Genomic DNA, 9696 nt, shown 5'->3' with positions numbered 1-9696 from the left:
AGCAGCTAAAAATAATGTTTATCCGGTTAGATCATCACATAGCAAGAATGAGATAGTGAAGAATTTCGGCATAATGAATATTATGTTCATTAGCTTACTTCACTGGAGGGATTACAATGCTATGAATCGCTCCAGTGAAGTTGTACGTGCTGAAGCTGTAGCAGTACGTGCAATCTTTGATAAGCTATTTAACATAATATACATTATACGAAATATTGCAATATAAGGCTTTGATTGTTATCGCTTTTTAGAGCTAGCTTAACGCTAAAAATCTGCATTTGCGCACCAAACTTGGTTTGTTGCTCTACAAACTGAATTTCAAATTCTTGGGCGTTGTCTGCACATTCTTCTAAAATCACACTGATATCCCAACTAAAATTCAACTGTTCAACAAACTTATTTACAAATTTGATTTCATTAGTTTTCAGTATGAGTTGATCGCATTTAATACCAAAAAAACAAACAAATAGACAAAAAATATACAATTCTCATCTTGTGGAAAATTTCATAAATTTAGTTTTTTTCTAAAATAATCGACCTAACTCACCAATTTCAGGTATTTCCCGCTCTCTCTGCTGCTGATAATTTATCCAAATCACGTGAATGAGTCTTAATAACGATTATCACGTTGAGAATTAAAAATGTAATTAACACGGAGAGATACCATGAAAAAACTTACTCAATATGCACTTGCAGCAATAATGGTTAGTGGTGGAATGAATGTAGCTTTTGCAGAAGAAGCTGCTCGCCCAGGCCCTGGTGGTAATAAATGGGCTGACTGTACAACAACCTCAGGTTGTGAACTAGAAATTCCAATTAAACTGGTTGTCGCTAAAAAATGTGAGGTTACTGGAGGAGCCCCAATTGAGCTTAAATCCACAGGTGGCAATGTTTCTTCAAAATATACTGTCACAACCAACACACCGTATATCTTAAATATTTCAACAGCAAATGCGGGTGTACAAAACAGCACCTTCGTTCAGCACAATAATGACTCAAGCAAAAAAATTCCGACAACCATTACTACCACTGGCCCAAAGGGATCGGTGAGTTGGGGGGCCACCAATATGGACGGTTCTTCTTCTGATAACTACACAGTCACCGTTTCAAATAATGCTGTAAGTGCCACTCAACTGGCAGGGACATATACAGATACGTATAGAGTCAGCGTCAGCTATTAATCGCAATGTATGCGAATTAATTTCGATTAATTCGCATCCTTTTTAAAAGAAAAATAAAAGTGGAGCGAAGAATGAAAAAATTACTCATGTATTGTCTGTGTTTATACACCGTATCGTCTTATGCTGGCGTTTTAGTAGAACCAGTGCAATTGTATATTCATGATACAAAGCGTCAACGCAGCACAACGCTTGCCCTCACCTCTACCGACACCAATCAAAAACGGATTTTTGAAGCGCATGTCTTTAAATGGACACAGGATGAAAATGGCGAAAATATTCTAACTCCAGATACAACGCTCATGATCAATCCTAAAAATTTTATTATGCAGGCCAAGCAAACGCAATCTATTCGTATTGGTTTCAAACAACCGATTGATACCATTGTGCCAAATGGGCAAGAAGGCACTTGGCGAATTATTTTAAATGAGCTTCCACAAGAAGCAACCGAAGGTGCAAAAGTTGGTTTTTTACTGAACTTTAATATGCCCCTTTTTGTTGGTCAACAACACGACTTAAAACTTGATATTCAGTATAAAAACAGTCAAATCAATATTAAAAATTTGTCTAATTCACATGTGCAAATTAGTCATTTCGAACTGATCGACCAGAATAAAAATGTGGTGTATAGCAATAACGAAATGCGCTATTTACTCGCACAAAAAGCGGGCAACTATACGCTTAAATCGGCATTAAATGATCCGAAAAAATATAGCGTTCGATTAATGACAGACAAAAATACTGAAAAACAAACCTTCCCACTCAGCCAATAATAATTAAAAGAAATAAATGATATGGAGCATCGACATGAAGAGAAAAAGTACACTCTGTTTACTCATTCAATTCTACCTCTGCACAAATAGCTATGCAGAGATGCCCCTTGAAGAAATTTTGGCTGGTATTTGGATCAACCAACTGAATATGAATAAAGATATTCTAGTTTTAAAACAAGACGATCACTATTTCATTGATTGCCAAATTTTGTCTGAATACAATTTGGATTTAAAACAATTAAAACGCTCGGCAAGCAATAATAACTATTGTGATGTGTCTGGCGATAAAGACTCACTCAGCAGTCATTTTGATGAATCAAGCCAAGCGCTAAAACTAGAAGTGCCGCCATCTTTATTCAAAAATCAAACTGGTGCAGACACCGAACAGCATATTGATCGTGCTGACTTTGGCGCTTTTATGAATTATGAGCTTTTTTATGGTCACCAAAAAGATGAAGATGACCGAAGTAACCGTTTTAACACCCTTGTCGAGTTAGGTATTTTTAAAGATTATTGGTTGTTTAATAATGCTTTTACTTATTTTAATGAGCCGACACTAAAAAAAGTCGTTCGTGTAAATACGACCTTGCAACTTGATTTTCCAGAAAAAATGACCAGTTTAACCTTAGGCGACACCACAACACCTTACAACCCGCTGATTAATTCGCTACGTTTTGGTGGTATTAGTTGGGGAACAAATTATCAAACACGTCCTGGTTTTATCTATTGGAATGTGCCAAGTTTAAGTGGTAGTGCAAAAATCCCATCCACTGTAGATTTATACATTAATGGTGTCAGTGTTTATCAACAACAAGTCACTCCGGGTGACTATAATTTGCAAGTGGGTGCGAATTTACAACAAACGGGTCAAGCTGAAATTGTCGTTGAAGATATTCTTGGAAATCGCAGCGTGCAATCTTTTCCGGTTTTGCTCAGCAGTCAGCTGCTGCGTAAAGGATTAAACGATTACAATATTTCGATGGGTAAATTACGCTATAACTATAGTTTAGACAGCAGTGATTACCGAGATTTTTTTGCGAGCGGATTTTTCCGCAGAGGGATTAGTAATCAAACTTCATTAGGTTTAAATGCTGCATATTCCAAAGATATTCAAAATCTAGGCATTATGTGGACGCAAGCCATTGCCAGTAAATTTGTAGTCGATACGCTTGTGATGGCATCTCATGATGATCAAAGTAAATATAACTACGCCTATGGATTTTCTACTAGCAAAGATTTTAATAATTTAACCATCGGTTTTAGAACACGTTATCAAGATCAAAATTATAAATTTATTGGTGATTCGCTTGAAATGAACAGCAGTACGCTCAAATACGAAAATTTAGCCTATCTTGCTATAAGCAAAGTCCCTGTTTTTGGATCGATTAATTTTAATTATGCACAGCAATCTTATTATCGCAATCCTAATCTTGACGTATCAAATACGTTGAATAATAAAGTTTTTACTGTTGGAATCTACCGCAATATTAATCCTAAATTAGATTTGAGTGTCAGTTATTTCAAAGCCTTTGGTGATATTAAAAACTCTGGTGCAAGTTTAGCCCTCACCTATCGTTTTGACCAACAACGTGCTGTGCATGCTTCGGCAACAAGCAATGGCGATGCGAATTTAAAGTACCAAAAATACTCAAATCAGCAACAAGGATTCGATTATAGCTTAGGTGGAAGTTATCGAAATAATCAAATGCTCTACACCTTCGATGGTGTGTATAAAACCGACATGGGCGATTTGAATTTCCAATATTATCAAGGACGTAAAAACAACGAAACACAATTTAATTTTAAAGGCGCGGTGGTATGGTTAGACAATCAGTTTGCGTTAACCAAATCGGTCAATAATGCCTTTGCGTTGGTTAAAATGGGTCAATATCCAGATGTAGACTTCTATTTAACCAACTCGTTGGTGAGTAAAACAAATAGTAAAGGTTATGCATTTATCCATAATGTCATCCCCTATTTGCCTTCTGAAATCCGTTTTGATGAAAACCAACTGCCTGTCGAAGATAAAATTGAAACCGCGCAGCACGTTGTTACCGGTTTAAACCAACGTGGCTATTTAATTAATTATCCTATTTATCGGGCGAAAAATATTACCATTCGTCCTTTAAAGCAGTCTCAGCAAGGATTTAACAAAGGCTCTGAGCTTCACGTCAATAACAAAGAAAACGATGTCTATCCAATTGGTTCGGATGGCACAGTGACTTTGTATAGTCTCATTCCTGGGCAATATCATTTTGATGTTTTTTCAAGTTCACCAGACAAATGTAGTCTAACAATGACAGTGACTGAGCAAAGTAATGAAGATCAAGTTACGGACTTAACTTGTCAATAGAGGAATGAGACCATGCGAAAATATCTATGTTGTAGCCTAATTGCCTTAGCATGTTTATCTACCAGCAACGTGGCGGTTGCAAATAAAGGCTGTGGTATTACAAGAGTCAGTTTGAATAATTTAAACCTAAGATATCAATCGGATAATATGGCAGCGACATCCATTGAAGTCGAGTGCAATCGTCAATTTAACATCGTGTTTAAGGCCAGAAACCTTCTAAATAAAAATGGTGATAGCAATTTGATTAATGCCAATGGTAAAAAAATCAGTACGTCTATGAATATTAGCGGTGCCACCAAAAGTGAATGGAATACGCCATTAACCCCTTTAGACCCTTATAAGCAAAAATTTGTGGTGCGTGTGGTGGTGAATGAGCGACCCAATTACATTATTCCTGCGGGCGAATATCGTGATCAACTCAGTGTCGATGTGCAATTCTAAAATACATCAGATTCAGATTAACCCGTAAAAATAAATGCAATTGATTGAATAAACCAAACCATTTGGTAAATCTTTAAAAGCTATTTTTGTAAAAAAATATGCTATAATTTTAATCAATTGAGCTTCTTAAATAAGAATTTTTAAGCAAAACTATGAGCTCAAGGAGTAATAACAATGGAGGATAAAACTCTAATTTTACCTGTTCCAATTATTGTTTTAGAAGATGATCCTTTAATACAAAACCGTCTGCATGAGATATTACTCAGCATCGGCTATACCATTCATCAAATTTTATTTGCGCAGAATTTAGCTCAGGCGAAAAAACTACTTGAAACCACATCGGCATCGTTTGCTTTGGTTGATTTAGGTTTACCCGATGGCAGCGGCATCGATTTTATTAAAATTTTAAAAGATTATGACCCGACCATATCAATTTTAGTGATTTCAGCGTGGAGCACTGAAGATATGCTGCTAGAAGCATTAAGTGCAGGTGCAACGGGTTATGTGCTGAAAGAACGCGATGATTTTGAAATTATTATGGCCATTCGCAGCGTACTTCGTGGTGGTGCGCCAATTGACCCATTTATGGCAAATAAAATTTTAGGTCTGTTGATTGAAGAAAAAAAAGAGGACTTAAAGGAAGTAAAGGAGTGCAATGAAGAAAATACAATTTTGTCTAAAAGAGAATATGAAATTTTAAATCTGGTTGCCCAAGGTTTAAGCAATAAAGAAATTGCGAATCACTTAAATCTTTCACGCTATACCATTGAATCACATATAAAACATATTTACCGGAAGCTTGAAGTATGTACAAGAACAAAAGCTTTAGGGGCAGCCAGATCGCTTGGGATACTCCATTAAAAATATTAATACATACAACAATTTTATTTATTTGCATTGCAATATTATGTAGCACGCAAAGCAGTTACGCAGAAAACCTACACTGTAATTACAATATTAGATCCATTGAAAAAGTTAGAGATCCAGAAAACTTAGCCACACCGCCTAAAACGGGCTGGATAAAAACCAAACTTCCCGATACATGGATTAAGCAAAAGGGTTGGGAAAAATACACAGGTGCAGTATGGTATCGGATTACGTGGGATCAAGCTTGTCCGAACCAAACGTTAAAAAGTCAGCCAACTTTTTTAAGTGTGAGTTATATGACGCTTGCTGGCGAAGTTTTTAATAACTCAGAACTTATTTGGCAAGACGCATCATTGGTCGAGCCATATTCACGTAGTTGGAATCGTCCACGCTATTTTTCTTTTCCTGCAAGCACAATCAAACCCCATCATAATGAAACATTAATCAAAGTATTTGGGATTTTCACCATATTACCTGGACTTGGGGAAATTCAGCTTGGGCCTCAACCAAGTATTATTGAACATCATCTTGCCGCAGTTTGGAATAACCGAACACTAATTTTTATTAATATTGTGATTTCTTTAACATTAAGCGCTTTATTTTTCTTGGTTTGGGTGCTTAACCGTAAAGAAAGTGCATTTGGTTATTTTGCATTGGCATCGATGATTTGGGTTTTATTTGAAACTACTTTTCTGATTACAACACCTTTTATCTTCCCTAAATCAGATACATTAAGTCGACTCGGTAGCATTATTTTACTTTGGCATGGCTATTTTTTCTGTTTGTTTACCTGGCGCTTAATCGATCAGAAAAAACCTCGAATTGAACACGTCCTCTTATTTACATGTTTTGTATTATCAATCAGCATGTTAATGACAACACAGAATTATTTTTTACTGATTCAGCTCATCGCATTTCTTTTTTATTCAATACTCTTTATTTCAAATTGCTTATTTATACAATGGACAGCAATTAGTGACACAAGAATTGAAACTCGTATTTTGGCGGGGTTACTTTTTCTTTTTATGCTGATTTTAATCCATGATATTGCGATGGTAGCCAATGAAAAAAGAGAGCAAATATTCGCATCTTATTCATCCATTGCTATGACAATTGCTTTATCTTTAATTTTATCTAGACGCATTTTTCGTAGTTTCAAAAAAATTATGCAGTTTAATCAAACCTTGCAAATGACCGTTGAACAAGCAAATGCCGATTTAACTACCGCCTTAGAAAAAGAATATCTACTGGAATTTGAAAATATTCGTTTGCAAGAGCGGCTTAAATTGTCGCATGAACTACACGATAGTTTGGGTGGTTCTTTGGTTCGATCGATGATTATTGTGGATAAAAACGAAAATTTAGAGCGAAATCATTTTATTTCTATTTTAAAATTATTACGCAGCGATTTACGGCAAATTATAGACACCGGTTCAAATGCTAATCTTGCAGTACCACTTTCTCCAATGCTGTGGTGCGCACCATTGCGTCATCGGTTTGTGCAAGTTTTTGAAGAAATGGATATTGAGTCTGAATGGGTTTTTACTGAACAATGGAAACATAAACCCAAAGCCCAGCACTGTTTGACTTTATCACGTGTTGTTGAGGAAGCATTAACCAATGTTATTAAGCACAGCAGAGCAACGCATGTGGTGATTTCTTTGCAGGAAACTAAGCATCGTAAACTACATTTAAAAATTCAAGATAATGGTATTGGCTTTGACCCATCTACCGTTCAAGAAGGCTTGCATGTGGGTTTACAAAGCATGCAAGCACGTGTTCATCGTATTGGTGGAGAGTTTATGATTTTCTCAGAACTGGGCAGCACTATTTTAGAAATCATTGTTTAATTTCATTTTTATCCTTTGCTATCAGTCTGTTATAAACTCAGCCAGAGATGAATTAAACTTGGCCCAACAATCACCATTAAAATACCGGCCATCACCATAGTTAAACTGGCAATCACGCCCTCTTGTTCATTCCGCTGTTGCGCACGAATTGTCCCAAAACCATGAGCACTATTGCCTAGTGCGGCACCATTTGCAATATTTGAACGCACTTTAGTGACTGCCAAAATCATATCACCACAGACCATGCCGACTAAGCCCGTAATTACAGTAAACAGTGAAACCAATGTGCTTGAACCGTGAATATGGTCGGCTAAAGCCATCGCAAATGGGGTTGAAATAGAGCGAGCCATTAAACTATTACTGACTTCTGGACTAAAATGAAATAATTTCGACATTTCATAGGCTCCAATCACACCCACACTCATTCCAACTGTAATTGCCAGACTCAACACGCCAATATTTTGACGAATCGTCATTCTGTAACGATAAATCGGAACTGCAAAAGCCACAGTGGCTGGGCCAATTAAATTGATCAGCCATGTGGTGTCTTGTTGATAGGTTTGATAGGAAATACCAAAGATTAACATTAAAATAATGGTCAAAACTGGCACAGTAATCGCAGGAGATAACCACACTTTAGGATGTTTGCGATAAATTTTTTTAGCAATCACATAAGCACCGATTGTCCAAATTAAACAGACGATTGCCCAAATATTCATATCATTTTCCTTTTATCATTACCCCATATTTCACAATTCATGCGTGTGTTGCATATGCTTACGCCATTGAAAATATCGCTGTATTAAATGATAGTAATGAATGGTGAGCGATGTGCTGAGCATGACACTGACCGTACCCACCACAATACACAACATAATTTGCCAACCTTCGGTTAAAAACAGTGTTTTGTATTGCACCACCGCAACCACCACAGGCAAGAAAAACAACAATAATTCTCCCAAAACAGCGGCCGCACCCATCGATACTTGATCGATATCGACGATCTTACAAAATAAACACAACAATAAAATCAGCATGCCCAAAATACCTGCTGAAATTGGAATGTGTAGTAGTTTATTTAGGCCATCACCGATGAGCCAAAAAAATGACAAAATCAGCAGTTGTTTGGATACTTCAAAAAGTTCGTGCATGCTTGATCGTAAATTGAACGGTGTGTTCATGGTTGTTTCATCGCAATGAAAATCTATACATAAGACAATAATGCAATTAGCATCAGCTCAATATGAATTATTCATGCTAAAATTATTCTAAAATTGAATAATTTTATTTTTATTATGCTTTCATTAAAATCACTACAATGCTTTGTTAACGTGGTACAAAGTAAAAGCTTCACACGCACAGCAGAGCATTTAAATTTAACGCAGCCTACCATTAGTAAAATGTTGCAACAACTAGAAGATGATTTGGCTGTGCCCTTGTTTCTAAAACCCAAAGATGGTCGCAAACGACAACTTGAATTGACTGAAATTGGGCAAAAGGTTTATCAACATGCGGTTGCATTGTTAAATGCAGAACAAAATATTTTCGATGAGATTGAAGATTATCAACAACTTAAAACAGGCAAGTTACGACTGGGCGTACCTCCGTTGGGTGGGCAATTGCTGACCACAGCATTATTTGACTTTCACCAACAATGGCCGCAGATTGAGCTTTCATTTTTAGAGGTGGGATCAAAAGGCATCGAACAAGCACTAATGAACAATGAATTAGATGTCGGGGTAATTTTAGATCCATTCGATCGGGAAATATTTGATTGTACTGAACTGGTCAATTTCCCCTTAATGGTGGTTCTACCTAAACATTCCGCTTGGGCAAAACGCGAAGTCATTGATATGGCAGAATTGAAACATCAAGCATTTTTGATGTTTCCAGAAAATTTTTCGTTGAATCAAATTATTTTAGACGCCTGCCAACAGCATGGATTTTATCCGAATATTATTTGTAGAAGTAGCCAGTGGAGCTTACTTGCCGATATGGTGCAGCAACGGATGGGAATTGCGTTATTGCCGCTATATTACACCAACTTGTTAGATCCGAATTTATTTGCTGCTGTACAACTAAAAAATCCAAGTATTCCTTGGCATTTGGTCATGGCTTGGAAAAAGAATAGTGCGCATTCTCCTGCAGTTCAGGCGTGGCTACAGGTTGTGCGCGAACATTTTCAAGCATTTCATAGCACAAAAGGATAAATCACTTATCCTTTTGTATTTATA

Annotated in this window: 10 protein-coding genes; 8 read left to right on the top strand and 2 right to left on the bottom strand. The window is 36.6% G+C overall.

Annotation, left to right across the window (positions count from 1 at the left end; all coding sequences use genetic code 11):
- From I2F62_RS12600 to I2F62_RS12570, 7 genes are all read left to right on the top strand, one after another.
- Positions 1–226: hypothetical protein (locus I2F62_RS12600; protein WP_324627344.1), on the top strand; the 226-nt coding region annotated here is incomplete at its 5' end.
- Between the two features lie 439 nt (positions 227–665).
- Positions 666–1181, top strand: coding sequence for a hypothetical protein (locus I2F62_RS12595; RefSeq protein ID WP_324627343.1), 516 nt, complete (start codon positions 666–668; stop codon positions 1179–1181).
- 71 nt (positions 1182–1252) lie between these two features.
- Entirely contained in the window at positions 1253–1951 is a 699-nt protein-coding gene (locus tag I2F62_RS12590; RefSeq protein WP_324627342.1) for a molecular chaperone, read from the top strand.
- 34 nt (positions 1952–1985) lie between these two features.
- On the top strand, positions 1986–4304 hold the full coding sequence (locus I2F62_RS12585; RefSeq protein ID WP_324627341.1) for a fimbria/pilus outer membrane usher protein: 2319 nt from the start codon (positions 1986–1988) through the stop codon (positions 4302–4304).
- Between the two features lie 12 nt (positions 4305–4316).
- Positions 4317–4745 (top strand): hypothetical protein, encoded by a 429-nt coding sequence (locus tag I2F62_RS12580; protein WP_324627340.1) that lies wholly within the window; start codon positions 4317–4319, stop codon positions 4743–4745.
- Between the two features lie 174 nt (positions 4746–4919).
- Positions 4920–5606, top strand: a complete 687-nt coding sequence (locus I2F62_RS12575) for a response regulator transcription factor (RefSeq protein WP_324627339.1) — start codon at positions 4920–4922, stop codon at positions 5604–5606.
- A complete protein-coding gene (locus I2F62_RS12570) occupies positions 5552–7462 on the top strand; it encodes a sensor histidine kinase (RefSeq protein WP_324627338.1) in 1911 nt (636 codons plus the stop codon). The genes I2F62_RS12575 and I2F62_RS12570 overlap by 55 nt, the downstream gene beginning before the upstream one ends.
- A 29-nt stretch (positions 7463–7491) precedes the next feature.
- Here I2F62_RS12570 and I2F62_RS12565 read toward each other — a convergent pair whose 3' ends face one another.
- On the bottom strand, positions 7492–8181 hold the full coding sequence (locus tag I2F62_RS12565; RefSeq protein WP_324627337.1) for an LrgB family protein: 690 nt from the start codon (positions 8179–8181) through the stop codon (positions 7492–7494).
- Positions 8182–8211: 30 nt separating this feature from the next.
- Positions 8212–8643 carry a CidA/LrgA family protein gene (locus I2F62_RS12560; RefSeq protein ID WP_324627336.1) on the bottom strand — a complete coding sequence of 144 codons (432 nt, stop codon included), beginning with the start codon at positions 8641–8643 and terminating at the stop codon, positions 8212–8214.
- Between the two features lie 114 nt (positions 8644–8757).
- On the opposite strand from I2F62_RS12560, the gene I2F62_RS12555 reads away from it, so the two are divergent.
- Positions 8758–9672 (top strand): LysR family transcriptional regulator, encoded by a 915-nt coding sequence (locus tag I2F62_RS12555; protein ID WP_324627335.1) that lies wholly within the window; start codon positions 8758–8760, stop codon positions 9670–9672.
- The last annotated feature ends 24 nt before the right edge of the window (positions 9673–9696 follow it).

The sequence above is a fragment of the Acinetobacter sp. MD2(2019) genome, assembly GCF_035615615.1.
GTDB lineage: Bacteria > Pseudomonadota > Gammaproteobacteria > Pseudomonadales > Moraxellaceae > Acinetobacter.
Note: the sequence above shows the minus strand (reverse complement) of the source record. Positions and strands in the feature narration are given on the sequence as shown.